Origin of the sequence: Pseudomonas sp. zfem001, assembly GCF_032621725.1 — a bacterium.
Classification (GTDB): Bacteria; Pseudomonadota; Gammaproteobacteria; order Pseudomonadales; family Pseudomonadaceae; genus Aquipseudomonas; species Aquipseudomonas sediminis.
In genome coordinates this window covers 111,044-130,211 of sequence record NZ_JAVYJI010000003.1, presented here as the reverse complement: position 1 = coordinate 130,211, position 19,168 = coordinate 111,044, and the positions used below count along the sequence as shown (strand labels likewise).

13 protein-coding genes, 2 tRNA genes and 3 rRNA genes are annotated in these 19,168 nt (G+C 58.1%); 11 read left to right on the top strand and 7 right to left on the bottom strand.

The genetic code is table 11. The features are described from left to right. Positions 1-9 precede the first annotated feature (9 nt). The 4 genes from RTH74_RS12755 to hemJ all read right to left on the bottom strand — a co-directional run bounded on the left by RTH74_RS12755 (position 10) and on the right by hemJ (position 3,758). The gene (locus tag RTH74_RS12755; RefSeq protein ID WP_316914902.1) at positions 10-972 is read right to left on the bottom strand and encodes a DUF805 domain-containing protein; all 963 of its coding nucleotides are present in this window, start codon (positions 970-972) and stop codon (positions 10-12) included. Between the two features lie 125 nt (positions 973-1,097). Continuing rightward, positions 1,098-2,360, bottom strand: coding sequence for an alanine racemase (locus RTH74_RS12750; protein WP_316914901.1), 1,263 nt, complete (start codon positions 2,358-2,360; stop codon positions 1,098-1,100). After that, entirely contained in the window at positions 2,357-3,319 is a 963-nt protein-coding gene (locus RTH74_RS12745) for a nitronate monooxygenase family protein (protein ID WP_316914900.1), read from the bottom strand. Before RTH74_RS12745 ends, RTH74_RS12750 begins: the two co-directional genes overlap by 4 nt. Before the next feature lie 10 nt (positions 3,320-3,329). Next, positions 3,330-3,758: a protoporphyrinogen oxidase HemJ gene (gene hemJ, locus RTH74_RS12740; protein ID WP_316914899.1), complete on the bottom strand. Its 429-nt coding sequence runs from the start codon at positions 3,756-3,758 to the stop codon at positions 3,330-3,332. 134 nt (positions 3,759-3,892) lie between these two features. On the opposite strand from hemJ, the gene argC reads away from it, so the two are divergent. From argC to erpA, 4 genes are all read left to right on the top strand, one after another. Next, entirely contained in the window at positions 3,893-4,927 is a 1,035-nt protein-coding gene (argC, locus tag RTH74_RS12735) for an N-acetyl-gamma-glutamyl-phosphate reductase (protein WP_106733174.1), read from the top strand. Next, positions 4,924-5,667, top strand: coding sequence for a DUF6776 family protein (locus RTH74_RS12730; RefSeq protein ID WP_316914898.1), 744 nt, complete (start codon positions 4,924-4,926; stop codon positions 5,665-5,667). The genes argC and RTH74_RS12730 overlap by 4 nt, the downstream gene beginning before the upstream one ends. Further along, positions 5,657-6,067 (top strand): bactofilin family protein, encoded by a 411-nt coding sequence (locus RTH74_RS12725; RefSeq protein WP_099525803.1) that lies wholly within the window; start codon positions 5,657-5,659, stop codon positions 6,065-6,067. The genes RTH74_RS12730 and RTH74_RS12725 overlap by 11 nt, the downstream gene beginning before the upstream one ends. Before the next feature lie 72 nt (positions 6,068-6,139). Continuing rightward, the gene (gene erpA, locus RTH74_RS12720) at positions 6,140-6,490 is read left to right on the top strand and encodes an iron-sulfur cluster insertion protein ErpA (protein ID WP_099525802.1); all 351 of its coding nucleotides are present in this window, start codon (positions 6,140-6,142) and stop codon (positions 6,488-6,490) included. Between the two features lie 50 nt (positions 6,491-6,540). Here erpA and RTH74_RS12715 read toward each other — a convergent pair whose 3' ends face one another. Next, entirely contained in the window at positions 6,541-7,632 is a 1,092-nt protein-coding gene (locus RTH74_RS12715) for an anhydro-N-acetylmuramic acid kinase (protein WP_316914897.1), read from the bottom strand. Positions 7,633-7,635: 3 nt separating this feature from the next. Further along, entirely contained in the window at positions 7,636-9,063 is a 1,428-nt protein-coding gene (locus RTH74_RS12710; RefSeq protein WP_316914896.1) for a peptidoglycan DD-metalloendopeptidase family protein, read from the bottom strand. 209 nt (positions 9,064-9,272) lie between these two features. Here RTH74_RS12710 and tyrS point away from each other — a divergent pair, with 209 nt between their 5' ends. The 7 genes from tyrS (at position 9,273) to RTH74_RS12675 (ending at position 16,957) form a co-directional block, all read left to right on the top strand. Further along, the gene (tyrS, locus tag RTH74_RS12705) at positions 9,273-10,472 is read left to right on the top strand and encodes a tyrosine--tRNA ligase (RefSeq protein WP_084342442.1); all 1,200 of its coding nucleotides are present in this window, start codon (positions 9,273-9,275) and stop codon (positions 10,470-10,472) included. 581 nt (positions 10,473-11,053) lie between these two features. Continuing rightward, positions 11,054-12,590, top strand: a 16S ribosomal RNA gene (locus tag RTH74_RS12700). Between the two features lie 85 nt (positions 12,591-12,675). Beyond that, a tRNA-Ile gene (locus RTH74_RS12695) sits at positions 12,676-12,752 on the top strand. A gap of 22 nt (positions 12,753-12,774) precedes the next feature. After that, positions 12,775-12,850, top strand: a tRNA-Ala gene (locus tag RTH74_RS12690). Between the two features lie 261 nt (positions 12,851-13,111). Continuing rightward, a 23S ribosomal RNA gene (locus RTH74_RS12685) occupies positions 13,112-16,004 on the top strand. A gap of 139 nt (positions 16,005-16,143) precedes the next feature. Continuing rightward, a 5S ribosomal RNA gene (gene rrf / locus RTH74_RS12680) occupies positions 16,144-16,259 on the top strand. The 16S, 23S and 5S rRNA genes sit together here with 2 tRNA genes alongside, the layout of an rRNA operon. A 356-nt stretch (positions 16,260-16,615) precedes the next feature. Further along, complete coding sequence (locus tag RTH74_RS12675; RefSeq protein ID WP_106735116.1) at positions 16,616-16,957, top strand: PilZ domain-containing protein; 342 nt, start codon at positions 16,616-16,618, stop codon at positions 16,955-16,957. Between the two features lie 112 nt (positions 16,958-17,069). Here RTH74_RS12675 and flhA read toward each other — a convergent pair whose 3' ends face one another. Next, positions 17,070-19,166 carry a flagellar biosynthesis protein FlhA gene (gene flhA, locus RTH74_RS12670; protein ID WP_179543587.1) on the bottom strand — a complete coding sequence of 699 codons (2,097 nt, stop codon included), beginning with the start codon at positions 19,164-19,166 and terminating at the stop codon, positions 17,070-17,072. Positions 19,167-19,168: the final 2 nt, after the last annotated feature.

Here is a 19,168-nt window from a genome sequence, read left to right as displayed (position 1 = left end):
GGTCGGGAATTACTGCTCCTGATACTCGGCGGCGCGCTCGACATAGCCCTGATACTGGGGAATGGCGATGGCAGCGACGATGCCGCTGATGGGGATGAGCAGGAACAACCAGGCCAGTACCTTGACTGCGGTGCTGTTGGGGGGCGGTGGCGGGCCGTAGCGGTTGACGCCTTGAGTGCCCGGGATGATCAGCATCAGCAGGGCGAACACGCTGCCGACTACCGGGATCAGGTGCACCAGCAGCAACCAGCCGGACCAACCGATATCATGCAGACGCTGCACGCCGATGAAGATACCGATCACCACCGCGGCAATACTGACGATGCCCAGCGCCAGCATGGCCAGGGTCGAGGACATCGCTGCAATGCCGGTACCGATCAACATGATCGGGATGAAGCACAGTGTCATCGCCATTAGCCAGCCGAGGTAACGCACGCGGCCGATCCGGCCGCTGACGCCGAGGACCTTGAGCTCGGAGTACTGCGGCAATTGTTCGGCGACATTCGCCTGTGGCGGCGCATAGGGCGATGCAGTCGCTGCGGCAGGCGCTGTGGCTGGAGCAGCTTCGGCCAGTTGAGCCTGACGGGCGAGGTATTTCTCGATGATGATGCCGCAGGCGGAGCACTCGCTCGCCTTGGCTTGCTGATGACCACACTTGGGGCAGGTCATGTGCGGTGCAGCAGCGTCCACAGCCTGCTCGGTTTCAGCCTCGGTCGGTACCAGGCTCAGGCTGGCGGCCTGATCCAGCTCCATGCGCACGTTGGCACCCGCCTTCTGCAGGGCGCTGAGGTACTGCCCTGCCTCGCTTTCGCTCAGATCACGCTTGAGCGCCACCGGCGTTCCGCTGAACAGGCTGTCGATACGAGCAAGGTCGCTCTTGAACAGGCGTGCCAGGTTTGTCTTGACCATTTCCAATGACGCCTCGGGCATCAGTTGGCCGTCGAACACGATCTTGTAACGCGGTGGGTTCATGCGAGCTTCCTTGTCGGCGGGAAGGGTGGGGGAGCAAAGTGCCCGGTCAATGCGGGCGAGGCATAAGCCTAGAGTGCCGCGAGGCCAATATACAAGCGGCCTGAAGCGCCATGGGCTGGCATTTTTCAGGCGTTGCCTATTGTGCTCCAGCGGCCGACCAGTTGGCCGCGGCGTAGTAGACGTATTTCGCTGAAATCACCCAGCACACCCTCGCTGATCGCGGGGCGCAGAAATACCCAGTCGTTGCTCGTCAGTTGTGTCCCGTTACCACCGATCAGGCGCTCTTGATTGGCGCTACGGCCATACAGGTCGTCGTAGTCGAGCCCCGCAGGTGAAACAGGCTGCGCCGGCCAGCGACCGCCGTAGAGGTAGTAGGCATGCTCGCGGTTGGGGTTCCAGGCACTGATCAAAGGTTGCAGCGGTTGCAGATAGGGCAGGGCGCCGTCGACTGCCTTGAGCACGGGGCTGGCGATCCACAGGGCTGGCTGATGCTCCTTGAGCAGTGGCGTGTCGAACTCCGCGGGCTTGAGTAGGGCTGAACCGACAGCGACTTCATTGAGCGAAGTCTCCTGCTTGCAGTGCAGCGAGTAGGTCAGGCTGCCAGCGCCGTTGAGCAGCGGTTTTGCCGGCCAAAGATCGCTGAATTGCTGGGCGCTGCTGATGAATAGTCGATAGCGCTCATCGGTCTCACTGAATGCTCGCGATTGGTTCTGCCAGGGCGGGCTGTGCGCGACATGCGCGTCATAACCCATCAGCCCCTGCAGTCGCAGTGCCGGCTGCTGGCGAAGCAGCTGCAGCGCCTGAGCCAACGCCTGCGGCGTGGCGAAACCGCCGCGCTCCAAGCCAACGTCGATTTCCAGCGCGATGCGCAGCGGTCGCCCTAGCGCCTTGGCCAGCTCACTGTACTGCACCAGACGTTGCTGGCTGTCGATCAGCCAAGTCACCTGGTGGTCGGGATCGAAATCCAGATGATGCGCAAGCTGGCGATAGAAGTTCAGGGCTGCAGCTACCGGCAAAGGTTTGCCAAGCAGCAGATCGGCCTGTGGAAAGCTCCTGGCCAGGCGATTGAGCTGTGGCTGATGAAAGACCATGAAACGCTGGGTCTGCAGGCGCTTGGCCAGGTATTCCAGCAGGCCGGTGCTGGACAGCGACTTGGCGACCAGGCGCAGCTGGAGGCGGCCGCCCAGTCTTGCGGCCAGCAGGTCGGCGTTGGCGTCTAGGCGATCAAGGTCGAGCAGCAGGGTAGGGATGCCCTCGCTATCACGTTGCAACTGCCGGTTGAGCTCGGCGAAGTAGGCGTCATACTCACGACCGCGATCAGTTGGGCGCAGCGCCCAACCGCCGAGTAGGCCGAGCGCGCTCAGACCGAGCAGGTGGCGGCGTTTCATCGCGGCCAGTATTGCCCCAACTGCTGACTGCGCGTCAGTGCGGCGCGATATTCGCGGTCGAGGCGCGCTATCAGCTCCTCCACCGATGGCAGGTCGTCAATGCCGCCGACCCCCTGGCCGGCCGACCACACGGTCTTCCAGGCCTTGGCTTCTTCATCCATCGGCTTGAGCTTCTCGCCGTAGTTGATATCGGCCTTGTTCTGCAGCTGCTTCAAGTCGTAGCCGGCCTGTTCCAGGCTCTGGCGCATGAAGCTTGCCGGTACACCGGACACAGCCGGCGTATGGATGATATCGGCGGCCCGGGCGCCGAGAATCATGTGCTTGTAGTCTTCGGAGGCATTGTTTTGCTGGGTGGCGATAAAGCGGGTGCCCATATAGGCCAGGTCGGCGCCGAGCAGTTGTGCAGCGAGGATCTCGTGGCCGTGGTTGAGGCAGCCTGACAGCAGCACAGTCTTGTCGAAGAATTGACGAATCTCGGCCAGCAGGGCGAACGGGCTCCAGGTGCCGGCGTGGCCGCCCGCGCCAGCTGCCACGGCGATCAGACCGTCCACGCCAGCCTCTGCAGCTTTTTCGGCATGGCGGCGGGTGGTCACGTCATGGAACACCAGGCCGCCGTAGCTGTGCACCGCATCGACCACTTCCTTCACCGCGCCCAGGCTGGTGATGACGATCGGCACGCGGCGTTCGACGCAGATGGCCAGATCCGCCTGTAGGCGTGGGTTGCTTTCATGCACGATCAAGTTGACGGCGTAGGGTGCAGCATTGCTCGCCAGGCTGGCTTCGATCTCGTCGAGCCAGGCGGCGAAACCGGCGCTCTCGCGCTGGTTCAGCGCCGGAAAGCTGCCGACAATACCGCTGTTGCAGCAGGCGCTGACCAGCGCCGGGTTGGACACCAGAAACATCGGTGCAGCTACCAAAGGCAGGCGCAGGCGTTCTTCGAGCAGGGCAGGCAGAGACATGGCGAGTTCCTTAGAAGGGGCGGACAACGACCAGGATGACGATGCCCAGCAGTGCCAGTACCGGGGCTTCATTGAACCAACGATAGAACACGTGACTGCGGCTGTTCTCGCCGCGAGCAAAGCGCTTGAGCTGAGCTCCGCACAGGTGGTGATAGATCACCAGGGCCACCACCAGCGTAAGCTTGGCGTGCATCCAGCCTTGCGTGAAGTAGTACGCCGAGTTGAGGCTGAGTAACCAGATGCCCAGTCCCAGCGTGGCGATCATCGAGGGAATCATGATGCCGCGATACAGCTTGCGCTCCATGATGCAGAATCGTTCGTGGCTGGCGGCGTCGCTGCTCATGGCGTGATAGACGAACAGACGCGGTAGATAGAACAGGCCGGCGAACCAGCAGACCATGGCGATGATGTGCAGAGCCTTGAGCCAGTGATAGAGCATTTTCGCTTCCCGCGCTGAAAAATGGCCTCGATAGTAGAGGCAGCTGACGCCCTGCGTCACCTCCGTGGTTGGAGCTTGGCCGATGCGGCTTTATCATCGGCAGCTTTCCAATGGCTTTTGCAAAGGGGCATGTGATGATCAAGGTCGGTATCGTCGGCGGCACGGGCTACACCGGTGTCGAACTGCTGCGTCTGCTGGCGCAACACCCGCAGGCAGAGGTGACCGTGATCACTTCCCGTTCCGAGGCCGGCCTGCGCGTTGATGAGATGTACCCCAACCTGCGCGGTCACTACCCGAATCTGGCTTTCAGCGTGCCGGACGTTGCCACGTTGGGCGCCTGTGACGTGGTGTTCTTCGCCACCCCGCACGGCGTGGCTCACGCGCTGGCGGGTGAACTGCTGGCCGCAGGCACGCGAGTGATCGATCTGTCCGCCGACTTTCGTTTGCAGGACGCCGAGGAGTGGGCCAAGTGGTATGGCCAGCCTCATGGCGCGCCCGAGCTGCTGAGTGAGGCGGTATACGGTCTGCCCGAGGTCAACCGCGAGGCGATCAAGACCGCGCGCCTGATCGCCGTACCCGGCTGCTACCCGACTGCTACTCAGCTCGGCCTGATTCCGCTGCTGGAAGCCGGCTTGGCCGATGTCGGCAGCCTGATCGCCGACTGCAAGAGCGGCGTCAGCGGTGCGGGCCGCGGAGCCAGCGTTGGTTCGTTGTTCTGTGAGGCTGGCGAAAGCATGAAGGCCTACTCGGTGAAGGGCCATCGTCACCTCCCGGAAATTCGTCAGGGACTGCGCCAGGCAGCAGGCAGCGACGTTGGTCTGACCTTCGTTCCACACCTGACGCCGATGATTCGCGGCATTCACTCGACCCTTTATGCACGCGTGGCCGATACCTCGGTCGATCTTCAGGCGCTGTTCGAGAAGCGTTACGCCGGCGAGCCGTTCGTCGATGTCATGCCGGCGGGCAGCCACCCGGAAACCCGTAGCGTGCGCGGAGGCAATGTTTGCCGCATCGCCGTGCACCGTCCGCAAGGCGGCGATCTGGTGGTGGTGCTCTCGGTGATCGACAACCTGGTCAAGGGCGCATCCGGTCAGGCGGTGCAGAACATGAACATTCTTTTCGGTCTCGACGAGCGCCTCGGCCTGTCGCACGCGGCCCTGCTGCCGTGATACCTGGCTGGGAGGTCCGCCTCAGCGATCCGCGCCGTGAGCGCAGGCGTCGCTGGCTGCAACTGCTGCTGGTGCTCGCTGTGCCGGCGGCCTTTGCCCTGGGTTGGTACTGGCCGCAAGGGCAGCCTCCTCAGGCGGCCGAGGAGCCACACGCGCTGTTGACTCGTGTTGCCGAGCAGGAGCAGGAGCTGGAACTGTTGCGCCAGCGTCTGGCTGTGGTCGGTAGTAGCGACAAAGTCACTCAGCAAGCCATGGAGCAGAATCGTCGCACCATCAAGTTGCTGGAGGAGCAGATCTTCAAGCAACAGCAGGACCTGGCCTTCTACAAAGGTGTGCTGGCACCTGCCAGCCGTCGTGAAGGCATTCGCATTCGTGCCTTTGAGTTGCAAGCCACGGACGTGCCGCTACGATTCCGCTACAAATTGCTGATGAGCCGAGTCGGCGCCAGTGATGACGCATTGCAGGGGCGTTTGCGCATTACCATCGAAGGGCAGCAGAACGGTAAGCCGGCTGCGCTGGAGCTGTCGGCGCTGTCCGATGAGGTCAGCGAGAGCAGCATTGCGTTCTCCTTCAAGCACTTCCAGTCCTTCCCCGAGGCGGGTCGTTTTGGCGAACTACAACTACCTGAGGGCTTCGAGCCGCGTCAGGTCAAGGTTCAGGCGGAGGTCGAGGGCGACAAGCCGCTGAGCCGTACATTCGAATGGATAAAATCAGGAGCGATAGCCACTCATGTGGAGTAAAGACAAGACCAAACCCGACTTGCAGCGTTTCAGCGGTAAGACCAGCCTGATTGCCGCTGGCGCTGAGCTGGTAGGCGACATGCGCTTTCAGGGCGCAGTGCAAGTGGATGGTCGGGTCACCGGTAATCTGCTGGCTACCGAAGGTCTGGTGCGCGTGAGCGCGGGCGGCCTGGTTGAAGGTGAGATACGTGCGCCCCATATAGTGATCGATGGCGAGGTGAATGGTGATGTGTTCGCCAGCGGCCATCTGGAACTAGGCTCGCGCTCCCGGGTTCGCGGTAACCTGCATTACGGCCTGATGGAGATGGCCATGGGGGCGCAGATCGAAGGGCGCCTCTGTCACCTCAAGGATGGTGAGCGGCCACTCGAGCTTCCGGCGACGCTGGAAATCGAGCAATAGTTGACCAATTTCGTCGGGCAAGCGGATAATGCACGCCCAAAGCAGTATGGCGCATAGCGCCGGGAGTCCAGAATGAGCGTCGAAACCTTCACCCCTGCCCCCTTGCACTTCACCCAGGGCGCGGCCGGCAAGGTGAAGAACCTGGTCGATGAAGAGGGCAATCCGCGCCTGAAGCTGCGCGTGTTCGTCACGGGCGGCGGCTGCTCGGGCTTTCAGTACGGTTTCACCTTCGATGAGGAAGTAGCCGAGGATGACACCATCGTCGAGCGTGAAGGTGTAAGCCTGGTGGTCGATGCCATGAGCTTCCAGTATCTGGCGGGCTCCGAGGTGGACTATCAGGAGGGGCTGGAGGGTTCGCGCTTCGTGATCAAGAACCCCAACGCCACCACCACCTGTGGTTGCGGGTCGTCCTTCTCGATCTGAATGCTTCGCCTGATGACAGACGCCGCGCTCTATGCGCGGCGTTTTCGTTTTCAGGCCGGGTAGATGGCGCCGAGCACGCGCAAGCCTCTGGCTCCGGTCACGCTCGGGCGATTGCCAGCAATACCCTCAAGGGCGCAATGTGCCAGCCAGGCGAAAGCCATGGCTTCGACCCAGTCCGGGTCAACACCTGCAGCTGCGGTGCTGCTGACTTCGGTTTCAGGCAGCATCTCGCTCAGGCGCTTCATCAGACAAGCGTTGTGAGCGCCGCCACCACACACCAGCAGGACATCGGTGTGAGCTTGCGCGTTGCGCAAAGCGCTGACGATGCTATGTGCAGTGAGTTCCACCAGGGTCGCCTGTACATCTTCGTTGGCCAGGCGCGGTGATCCATGCAAATGGGCCAGCAGCCAGTCGAGGTTGAATAGCTCGCGGCCGGTACTCTTCGGCCCCTGGGTGGCGAAGAAGGGATCGCTCAGTAGGCGCGACAGTAGCTCTGCGTCTACCTTGCCGCTGGATGCCCAGGCGCCATCACGGTCATAGGTCAGGCCCTGGCAATACTGAATCCAGGCATCGAGCAGAACGTTACCAGGGCCGCTGTCGAATCCCAGAACCTCCTGGCCGGGTGAAAGCAGGCTGAGGTTGCTGAAGCCGCCGACATTGAGCACGGCGACATGACGTTGACTGTTGCCGAACAGGTCGTGGTGAAAAGCAGGGACCAAGGGAGCCCCTTGTCCGCCTGCTGCCACATCGCGGCGACGAAAATCGCCGACCACGCAAATCCCGGTGAGCTCGGCCAGCAGTGCCGGGTTGCCGATCTGTATGGTGAAGCCGCGGGCAGGCTCATGGCGCACGGTCTGGCCATGGCTGCCGATGGCGCGAATCTGTTGCGCGGTCAGGTTCTGTTGCTGCAGGAGTTCGTTGATGGCGGCAGCGGCCAATTCGACCCAGCGCTGTTCTGCGATAGCTGCGCGCGCCAGCTCATCATCGCCCGAGGTGCACAGCGCCAGCAGGTCGCTACGCAGTTGTTCTGGCATGGGGCGGTAGAGCGTTGCGAGGAGTTTGGGGCGCTGATCCTGATCGATCAGCGCGATGTCCAGCCCGTCCAGGCTGGTGCCAGACATCACACCAATATAGAGGGGCACGGCTTACTGCTGGTTAGCGGCTAGCATGGTGGTCTTTTCCTGGTCCATGCGCGCCATCAGCGGCTTGCTCAGTTGCATGAAGCGCTGCTTCTCGCTCGCTGCAATCGGGTCGGCCATCGGCAGCTTCTGGCTGAGTGGATCTACGTGTACGCCGTTGACCTGGAATTCATAGTGCAGGTGAGGGCCGGTGGAGAGCCCGGTGGTGCCGATGTAACCGATGATCTGGCCTTGCTTGACGTTCGAACCATTGCGAACACCTTTGGCAAAACCCTGCATGTGTGCGTAAAGAGTGCGGTAGCGCTGGCCGTGCTGGATGATCACGGTATTACCGTAGCCGCCGTTGCGACCTGCCAGTGTTACGCGACCGTCACCGGCAGCCTTGATCGGCGTGCCACGTGGCGCGGCATAGTCGACACCCTTGTGGGCGCGAATCTTGTTCAGGATCGGGTGCTTGCGCCCAGTGGAGAAGCGCGAGCTGATGCGAGCGAAGTCCACCGGCGTACGGATGAATGCCTTGCGCATACTCTCGCCATCGGCGTTGTAGTAGCTGGTGATGCCCTGCTTGCTGGTATAGCGCACGGCGGTGTAAGTCTTGCCGCGGTTGGTGAAGCGCGCCGAGAGAATATTGCCGGTGCCGACACGTTTGCCGTTGACCACCTTCTCTTCGTAGATCACTTCGAACTCGTCCCCTTCGCGAATATCCATGGCGAAGTCGATGTCGTAACCAAATACGTTGGCCAGGTCCATGGTCAGGCTATGCGACAGGCCTGCACGTTTGGCGGAGAGGAACAGCGAGCTGTTGATCACGCCACGGCTGTAAGCGGTGACCACCTCAGGCTTGACCTGATCGCGCTGGAAATCGAAGCCTTTATCGGTGCGGCTCAGGCGAATGGTTTCCAGGTCGCTGAGCTTGCTCTGCAGGCTTTTCAGCTTGCCGTCTTCGTCCAGTTCGAAGTCCAGCACCTGGCCCACTTTAAGGCGGCTGAATTGTTTGGCCTCTTTATTACTGTTCAGGGCCTCATGCAGATCGTTGGCGCTCAGACCGACCTTGGCGAACACGGTAGAAAGCGTATCGCCATTACTGACCGTGATGTTGTGGTGGTTGGGATCGGAGGGAGGAGAGGAGTCAGCTGTTTCTAGGAGGTCTTCGTCAGCGTCTTGTGCGCTGTTTTCGGCGGTGTCGGTGCCTTGCTCTATCTCGGCGAATGGCGAGGCGGCGCCTGGCACTGGTAGTCCCGCTCGGAGGTCATCCTTTTCCTGCAGCACCATCTCGGCATCGTTGCCCAGATCCAGGTCTATGAAGGTTTTCTGTGCCTCGACCTCACGCGAAGGAAAAACCAGGAGGGCAAGGCTGAGCAGCGCGGCCACGCCGCTCGCTGCAAGAATATGGGTCTTTGGATAGAGTGGCGGCGCTTTAGATGTAGAGGTCATAGGGCTGCTTTTGAAGTGAAAAGATGAAGATTAAAAGAAGAGCATGATGAATATGCACTAACTGTATAAAATATAACCAAAACCGCCGGGAGGCAACCCTGCAGATGATGATCGGCGCATGCTCTGCCTTACGCTGAGCAAAACTTGTGATTTGTCGGCGTTCTTGTATGGTTGGTTCCCTTTTGAACAAGGTCATTGTGAGTCATTTTATGAAGTCGGTTGAAGAGCAGCTGGCGCTGATCAAGCGCGGTGCGGAAGAGGTTCTGGTTGAGGCTGAGCTGGTCGAAAAGCTCAAGCGTGGTCAGCCGCTGCGGATCAAGGCGGGTTTCGACCCTACTGCTCCAGATCTGCATCTCGGCCATACCGTCCTTATTAATAAGCTGCGTCAGTTCCAGGAGCTCGGCCACCAGGTGATCTTCCTGATTGGGGATTTCACCGGAATGATCGGTGACCCCAGTGGCAAGAGCGCTACTCGTCCGCCGTTGACCCGTGAGCAGGTTCTGGATAATGCCGAGACCTATAAACAGCAGGTCTTCAAGATTCTCGACCCGGCCAAGACCGAGGTGGCCTTCAACTCCACCTGGATGGACCAGATGGGGCCTGCCGATTTCATTCGTCTGACGTCGCAATACACAGTGGCGCGCATGCTGGAGCGTGATGACTTCGACAAGCGCTACAGCAGCAACCAGCCGATCGCCATTCACGAGTTTCTCTATCCGCTGGTGCAGGGCTATGACTCCGTAGCGCTGAAGGCTGATGTCGAACTGGGCGGCACCGATCAGAAGTTCAATCTGCTGATGGGGCGCGAGTTGCAGAGAGCCTATGGGCAAGCGTCGCAGTGCATCGTCACCATGCCGTTGCTGGAAGGTCTCGATGGCGTGAAGAAGATGTCCAAGTCTCTGGGCAACTACGTGGGCATCCAGGAGGCGCCGGGTGTGATGTACAACAAACTCGTGTCCATGCCTGATGCGCTGATGTGGCGATACTTCGAGCTGCTCAGCTTCCGCTCCATGGAGGAGATCGAGCAGTTCAAGCGCGATGTCGAGCAGGGCGCGAACCCGCGTGATATCAAGATCAAGCTGGCCGAAGAGCTTGTGGCGCGCTTTCATGGTGAAGAGGCTGCGGCCAATGCTCACCGTTCCGCTGGCAACCGTATGAAGGATGGCGAGCTGCCGGAAGATCTGCCCGAGGTCGAACTGGTATCGGCTGAAGATATGCCGATCTCGTCCGTCCTTAATAAGGCAGGCTTGGTGAAAAATGCTGCGGTCGCCCGCGACCTGTTGGGGTCGGGGGGCGTGCGCGTCGATGGTGAAGTGGTTGATCGCACCTTCCTGTTCAAGCTGGGTTCTGCTCATGTCTGTCAGGCCGGCAAGAAGGCCTTTGCGCGTATCACCCTCAAGGCTGAGTAATAAAACTGCAATTAAAGCTTGACGCGCATTCTGCTGGATGTAGAATGCGCGCCACTTCAGCGATGAAGCGCTTCAAAAACTTCTTATTAATCAATAAGTTAAGTTGAATGAAGGGCTTGCAAAGCTGGATCTGGCGTGTAGAATGTGCGCCGGTCGACAGGGCGGTGGTTTAGTCCTGTTGGTGGTTCGGTCGAATGGATCGAAAGCGGTAGAAAAGAGGTGTTGACAGCGGTTTTGAACGCTGTAGAATGCGCCTCCCGCTGGAGAGAAGAGGTTCAGATCGAAGGCGCAAGTGGTTGAGTAGAAAGAAGTTTCTCCGGAAACAAATTCGAAAAACAGCTTGACAGGTAGAGGGGCTGCTGTAGAATGCGCGCCTCGGTTGAGRCGAAAGGCTTAACCAACTGTTCTTTAACAACTGAATCAAGCAATTCGTGTGGGTGCTTGTGAGGTAAGACTGATAGTCAACTGATTATCAGCATCACAAAGCAACACTCGTTAATTCGAGAGTTACCTTTCATTAATTTGAAAGTTTTGCGATTGCTGAGCCAAGTTTAGGGTTTTCTCAAAACCCAAGCAGTATTGAACTGAAGAGTTTGATCATGGCTCAGATTGAACGCTGGCGGCAGGCCTAACACATGCAAGTCGAGCGGATGAGAGGAGCTTGCTCCTTGATTTAGCGGCGGACGGGTGAGTAATGCCTAGGAATCTGCCTGGTAGTGGGGGATAACGTCCGGAAACGGGCGCTAATACCGCATACGTCCTACGGGAGAAAGCAGGGGACCTTCGGGCCTTGCGCTATCAGATGAGCCTAGGTCGGATTAGCTAGTTGGTGAGGTAATGGCTCACCAAGGCGACGATCCGTAACTGGTCTGAGAGGATGATCAGTCACACTGGAACTGAGACACGGTCCAGACTCCTACGGGAGGCAGCAGTGGGGAATATTGGACAATGGGCGAAAGCCTGATCCAGCCATGCCGCGTGTGTGAAGAAGGTCTTCGGATTGTAAAGCACTTTAAGTTGGGAGGAAGGGCAGTAAGTTAATACCTTGCTGTTTTGACGTTACCGACAGAATAAGCACCGGCTAACTTCGTGCCAGCAGCCGCGGTAATACGAAGGGTGCAAGCGTTAATCGGAATTACTGGGCGTAAAGCGCGCGTAGGTGGTTCGTTAAGTTGGATGTGAAAGCCCCGGGCTCAACCTGGGAACTGCATCCAAAACTGGCGAGCTAGAGTACGGTAGAGGGTGGTGGAATTTCCTGTGTAGCGGTGAAATGCGTAGATATAGGAAGGAACACCAGTGGCGAAGGCGACCACCTGGACTGATACTGACACTGAGGTGCGAAAGCGTGGGGAGCAAACAGGATTAGATACCCTGGTAGTCCACGCCGTAAACGATGTCAACTAGCCGTTGGGTTCCTTGAGAACTTAGTGGCGCAGCTAACGCATTAAGTTGACCGCCTGGGGAGTACGGCCGCAAGGTTAAAACTCAAATGAATTGACGGGGGCCCGCACAAGCGGTGGAGCATGTGGTTTAATTCGAAGCAACGCGAAGAACCTTACCTGGCCTTGACATGCTGAGAACTTTCCAGAGATGGATTGGTGCCTTCGGGAACTCAGACACAGGTGCTGCATGGCTGTCGTCAGCTCGTGTCGTGAGATGTTGGGTTAAGTCCCGTAACGAGCGCAACCCTTGTCCTTAGTTACCAGCACGTTATGGTGGGCACTCTAAGGAGACTGCCGGTGACAAACCGGAGGAAGGTGGGGATGACGTCAAGTCATCATGGCCCTTACGGCCAGGGCTACACACGTGCTACAATGGTCGGTACAAAGGGTTGCCAAGCCGCGAGGTGGAGCTAATCCCATAAAACCGATCGTAGTCCGGATCGCAGTCTGCAACTCGACTGCGTGAAGTCGGAATCGCTAGTAATCGTGAATCAGAATGTCACGGTGAATACGTTCCCGGGCCTTGTACACACCGCCCGTCACACCATGGGAGTGGGTTGCTCCAGAAGTAGCTAGTCTAACCTTCGGGGGGACGGTTACCACGGAGTGATTCATGACTGGGGTGAAGTCGTAACAAGGTAGCCGTAGGGGAACCTGCGGCTGGATCACCTCCTTAATCGAAGACATCAGCTTCTTCATAAGTTCCCACACGAATTGCTTGATTCATAGTCGAAGACGATGCTGTAACGCGACCCTGTTATAGGTCTGTAGCTCAGTTGGTTAGAGCGCACCCCTGATAAGGGTGAGGTCGGCAGTTCAAATCTGCCCAGACCTACCAATTGCTTGGTGCAGAAGAATACGGGGCCATAGCTCAGCTGGGAGAGCGCCTGCCTTGCACGCAGGAGGTCAGCGGTTCGATCCCGCTTGGCTCCACCACTCTCTACGCGGTTACGGTGAGAAGAGAAAGAGTTCAGAAATGAGCGCTTCAGGTTTGACCTGTTGAGTGCTGATTTCTGGTCTTTTGACCGGTACGAATATCGTTCTTTAAAAATTTGGATATGTGATAGAAGTGACTGATTAATTGCTTTCACTGGCAATTGATCTGGTCAAGGTAAAATTTGTAGTTCTCAAGACGCAAATTTTCGGCGAATGTCGTCTTCACGATTGAGACAGTAACCAGATTGCTTGGGGTTATATGGTCAAGTGAAGAAGCGCATACGGTGGATGCCTTGGCAGTCAGAGGCGATGAAAGACGTGGTAGCCTGCGAAAAGCTTTGGGGAGTCGGCAAACAGACTGTGATCCAGAGATCTCTGAATGGGGGAACCCACCCGGCATAAGCCGGGTATCTTGTACTGAATCCATAGGTGCAAGAGGCGAACCAGGGGAACTGAAACATCTAAGTACCCTGAGGAAAAGAAATCAACCGAGATTCCCTAAGTAGTGGCGAGCGAACGGGGACTAGCCCTTAAGTTGATTTGAGTGTAGTGGAAGGCTCTGGAAAGTGCCGCCGTAGTGGGTGATAGCCCCGTACACGAAACGCTCTTATCAATGAAATCGAGTAGGACGGGGCACGAGAAACCTTGTCTGAACATGGGGGGACCATCCTCCAAGGCTAAATACTACTGACTGACCGATAGTGAACCAGTACCGTGAGGGAAAGGCGAAAAGAACCCCGGAGAGGGGAGTGAAATAGAACCTGAAACCGTATGCGTACAAGCAGTGGGAGCCTACTTTGTTGGGTGACTGCGTACCTTTTGTATAATGGGTCAGCGACTTATATTCAGTGGCGAGCTTAACCGAATAGGGGAGGCGTAGCGAAAGCGAGTCTTAATAGGGCGCTTTAGTCGCTGGGTATAGACCCGAAACCGGGCGATCTATCCATGGGCAGGTTGAAGGTTAGGTAACACTGACTGGAGGACCGAACCGACTACCGTTGAAAAGTTAGCGGATGACCTGTGGATCGGAGTGAAAGGCTAATCAAGCTCGGAGATAGCTGGTTCTCCTCGAAAGCTATTTAGGTAGCGCCTCGTGTATCACTGCTGGGGGTAGAGCACTGTTTCGGCTAGGGGGTCATCCCGACTTACCAAACCGATGCAAACTCCGAATACCAGCAAGTGTCAGCACGGGAGACACACGGCGGGTGCTAACGTCCGTCGTGAAAAGGGAAACAACCCAGACCGTCAGCTAAGGTCCCAAAGTTATGGTTAAGTGGGAAACGATGTGGGAAGGCTTAGACAGCTAGGAGGTTGGCTTAGAAGCAGCCATCCTTTAAAGAAAGCGTAATAGCTCACTAGTCGAGTCGGCCTGCGCGGAAGATGTAACGGGGCTCAAACCATACACCGAAGCTACGGGTTCATCCTTTGGATGAGCGGTAGAGGAGCGTTCTGTAAGCCTGTGAAGGTGAGTTGAGAAGCTTGCTGGAGGTATCAGAAGTGCGAATGCTGACATGAGTAACGACAATGCGAGTGAAAAACTCGCACGCCGAAAGACCAAGGTTTCCTGCGCAACGTTAATCGACGCAGGGTTAGTCGGCCCCTAAGGCGAGGCAGAAATGCGTAGTCGATGGGAAACGGGTTAATATTCCCGTACTTCTAGTTACTGCGATGGAGGGACGGAGAAGGCTAGGCCAGCACGGCGTTGGTTGTCCGTGTTTAAGGTGGTAGGCTGATTTCTTAGGTAAATCCGGGAGATCAAGGCCGAGAGCTGATGACGAGCGTTCTTTTAGAATGCGAAGTGGTTGATGCCATGCTTCCAGGAAAAGCTTCTAAGCTTCAGGTAACTAGGAACCGTACCCCAAACCGACACAGGTGGTTAGGTAGAGAATACCAAGGCGCTTGAGAGAACTCGGGTGAAGGAACTAGGCAAAATGGCACCGTAACTTCGGGAGAAGGTGCGCCGGTGAGGGTGAAGTATTTACTACGTAAGCCCATGCCGGTCGAAGATACCAGGCCGCTGCGACTGTTTATTAAAAACACAGCACTCTGCAAACACGAAAGTGGACGTATAGGGTGTGACGCCTGCCCGGTGCCGGAAGGTTAATTGATGGGGTTAGCGCAAGCGAAGCTCTTGATCGAAGCCCCGGTAAACGGCGGCCGTAACTATAACGGTCCTAAGGTAGCGAAATTCCTTGTCGGGTAAGTTCCGACCTGCACGAATGGCGTAACGATGGCGGCGCTGTCTCCACCCGAGACTCAGTGAAATTGAAATCGCTGTGAAGATGCAGTGTATCCGCGGCTAGACGGAAAGACCCCGTGAACCTTTACTATAGCTTTGCACTGGACTTTGAGCTTGCTTGTGTAGGATAGGTGGGAGGCTTTGAAGTGGGGACGCCAGTTCTCATGGAGCCATCCTTGAAATACCACCCTGGCAACCTTGAGGTTCTAACTCTGGTCCGTTATCCGGATCGAGGACAGTGTATGGTGGGTAGTTTGACTGGGGCGGTCTCCTCCCAAAGAGTAACGGAGGAGTACGAAGGTGCGCTCAGACCGGTCGGAAATCGGTCGTAGAGTATAAAGGCAAAAGCGCGCTTGACTGCGAGACAGACACGTCGAGCAGGTACGAAAGTAGGTCTTAGTGATCCGGTGGTTCTGTATGGAAGGGCCATCGCTCAACGGATAAAAGGTACTCCGGGGATAACAGGCTGATACCGCCCAAGAGTTCATATCGACGGCGGTGTTTGGCACCTCGATGTCGGCTCATCACATCCTGGGGCTGAAGCCGGTCCCAAGGGTATGGCTGTTCGCCATTTAAAGTGGTACGCGAGCTGGGTTTAGAACGTCGTGAGACAGTTCGGTCCCTATCTGCCGTGGACGTTTGAGATTTGAGAGGGGCTGACCTTAGTACGAGAGGACCGGGTTGGACGAACCTCTGGTGTTCCGGTTGTCACGCCAGTGGCATTGCCGGGTAGCTATGTTCGGAAAAGATAACCGCTGAAAGCATCTAAGCGGGAAACTTGCCTCAAGATGAGATCTCACTGGAGCCTTGAGCTCCCTAAAGGGCCGTCGAAGACTACGACGTTGATAGGTTGGGTGTGTAAGCGCTGTGAGGCGTTGAGCTAACCAATACTAATTGCCCGTGAGGCTTGACCATATAACACCCAAACAATCTGCCCTCAAAGCAGAGGGTGTCGATGGTGAAGTCGACAGAAAGCCGAAAATTTGCAAGAACTACAAATCATCTATCACGTATCCAAGGGGTAGCGCCTAACCGCGAGATCCCAACCGAATTGCTTGACGACCATAGAGCGTTGGAACCACCTGATCCCATCCCGAACTCAGTAGTGAAACGACGCATCGCCGATGGTAGTGTGGTGCTTCACCATGTGAGAGTAGGTCATCGTCAAGCTCCTATACGAAACCCCAGATCGCGAAAGCGGTCTGGGGTTTCTTCTTTGTGGCGTGGAAAACAGAGCGAAAAGTCGTTCCTGCAAGCGCGTAGGGTGCGCTGTGCGTACCGACCAAGACGCGGTGATCGCGGTGGGCACGGCGCACCCTACGGTTGATCCGCTGACGCTTCGCGAGCAGAGCTCGCTCCTACGGGGCATCAGCGCTCGCCTCAGATTTAAGTATCTGCTCGCTATGGTCGTCTTGTTCTGATGAATCACAGGCCATCAATGCGCGACTTCCTTCTGAATGATCTCGATTGATAACTCCTGATCCTTGCGATCCAACCAGACGTGGCGAGCACTAAGGCATTCTCCTATGCGTCAATCGAGTCGTATCACCTTCCGCTCCACCTTCCGCATCAAGATCAGCGATCGCGAAAGCGATACGCTGATCGGCTACGCAGGTGATGTTTCCGAGTGCGGGATGAAACTGCTGAGTGATACACCGGTGGAGCCCGGGAGTGAACTGAAGCTGCGCGTGCGCATGCGTGATCGCCAGGGGGAGATGCGCCAGGTGGATGTGGATATGGTCTGTCAGTGGTCGCAGGAGAATACCCGCACGGGCTTCTTCGAAGCCGGGCTGGCCTTGCAGGACGAGACAGCCGAGTACGTCCGGCTGATCGAAGGCATGCGTAAAGTGCGCAAGGAAAAGGCTTAGGCAGGAGGGGTGGCAGGGCGATGAAGAAATCGTCCTGGCGCGCAATTTTCTTATGAGGTCGGGATGATGGATGCGAAGCACGCATCCATCAGGGTGTTGAAACCTTTGCCAGTCAGCCCAGCGTACCGAGGATACTAACGCCCACTCGATCCGGGATTTCGTTCTGCGACAGCACATGCAGGCCGGGGCTGAACACCCGCGCATATCGTGCCAGCAGCGGACGTAGCTGCGGCATCACGGTAAGGATCGGTGGATGGCCGTCCTTGCGCAGCTTCTCTTTCACCACCGGCATGGTGTTCTGCAACTGGTTGAGCAGGCTGGGTTCCACCGGAATGTTGTCGAGGCTTACCGGGCCAGCCTGCTGGGCGATGGCCAGGGCATTGAGCAGGGTGTTTTCCAGCGCATTCTCGAGGATGAACACCGACAGCTCCTGACGCTCGCCGGCGATCATGCCGACAATGCTGCGGCGCAGCGCGTAGCGCACGTCCGAGGCCAGCAGTACCGGGTCCTTGGTCGACTCGCTTGCTTCCAGCAGCGTGGTAGCGATGGTGACGATGTCCTTGAGTGGCACCTGCTCTTGCAACAGCTGGCGGTAGACGCGGTGCTGCTGGGTATAGCTGAGCTGGTTCTTCAGGCTCTCGGCCAGTTTCGGCGCCTGCACCTGCAGGCGTTGCATCAGATGATCGACGTCGTCGTGCTTGAACACATCCGGTAGATGCTCACGGATCACCTTGTTCAGGTGCGTGGCGATGACGCTGGCACAATCGATCACCTGGTAGCCGAGATTCAGCGCACGCGCCTTGTCCTCCGGCTGAATCCATACCACCTGCATGCGGTAGGCCGGGTCGACGCCGAGAATGCCGTCGATCTCGCCATAGAGCTCTGGTGACGGGATAGCCATCATGCGATCGGCATGCAGCTCGGCGCTGTCGATCTTCTCGCCATTGATCTGGATACTGTACTGCGAGGCTTTCAGGCGCAGGCTGTCGCGGATATGCACTTCCGGCAGCAGGAAGCCGAGGCTTTCCGACAGGGTCTGACGGACGCCGCGCACGCGCTGAGTCAGGGGCGCGCCGGCGGCTTCGTTGACCAGACCGACCAATTTGTAGCCCAGCGACACGGACAGACGCTCGACCAGCGGGATGTCCTCCCACACCATGTTTTGCGCACGTTCCTGTTCCATCGCCTTGCCCAATGCCTCGACCTGTTCGAGGCTGGCGGCTTCCTTGGGCGGGCCATTGCGCGAAATCATCCAGGCAATGAACGCCACCAGCGCGGCGAAGCTGATAAACGCCAGGTGCGGCATGCCGGGCACCAGCGCCAGGGTGAACAGAATACCGGCCACGGTATAGAGCAGCGCCGGCTGGGCCAGCAACTGGCGGTGTACCTGGTCGGTAATCTCCGAGGATTCGTTGATCCGTGTGACGATTATCGCCGCCGCCGTGGACAGCAGCAGCGCCGGTATCTGCGCCACCAGGCCATCACCGATGGTCAGCAGGGCGTACTGCTGGAAGGCCTGGCCTGCGCCCAGGTCGTAGACGAACAGGCCGATGGCGAAGCCGCCGAACAGGTTGATCAACAGGATCAGAATGCCGGCGATGGCATCACCACGGACGAACTTCGAGGCGCCGTCCATGGCCCCGTAGAAGTCGGCTTCCTTGGCCACTTCGGCACGGCGGCGCTTGGCTTCGTGCTGCTCGATCAGGCCGGCATTGAGGTCGGCGTCGATGGCCATCTGCTTGCCCGGCAATGCGTCGAGGGTGAAGCGTGCGGTGACCTCGGAGATTCGCTCGCCGCCCTTGGTGACGACGATGAAGTTGATGATCATCAGGATCACGAACACCACCAGGCCAACGATGAAGTTGCCGCCGATCACTACCTCGCCAAACGACTCGATCACCTTGCCCGCCGCACCGGTGCCGGTATGGCCCTCGAGCAGTACCACGCGGGTCGAGGCGACGTTCAGGCACAGGCGCAGCAATGTAGTGATGAGGATCACCGTGGGGAACAGGGAAAAATCCAGCGGGCTCTTCGACGACACGCTGACCAACAGCACCAGGATGGCCATGGCGATGTTGAAGGTGAACAGGGCATCGAGCAGCACGGGTGGCAGCGGCAGGATGACCATGGCCAGGATCGACAGGATCAGCACCGGAATACCGATACGGCCGCTGCGGAAGGTGGGCGCGAGTTGCTGCAGTAGGTTCATGA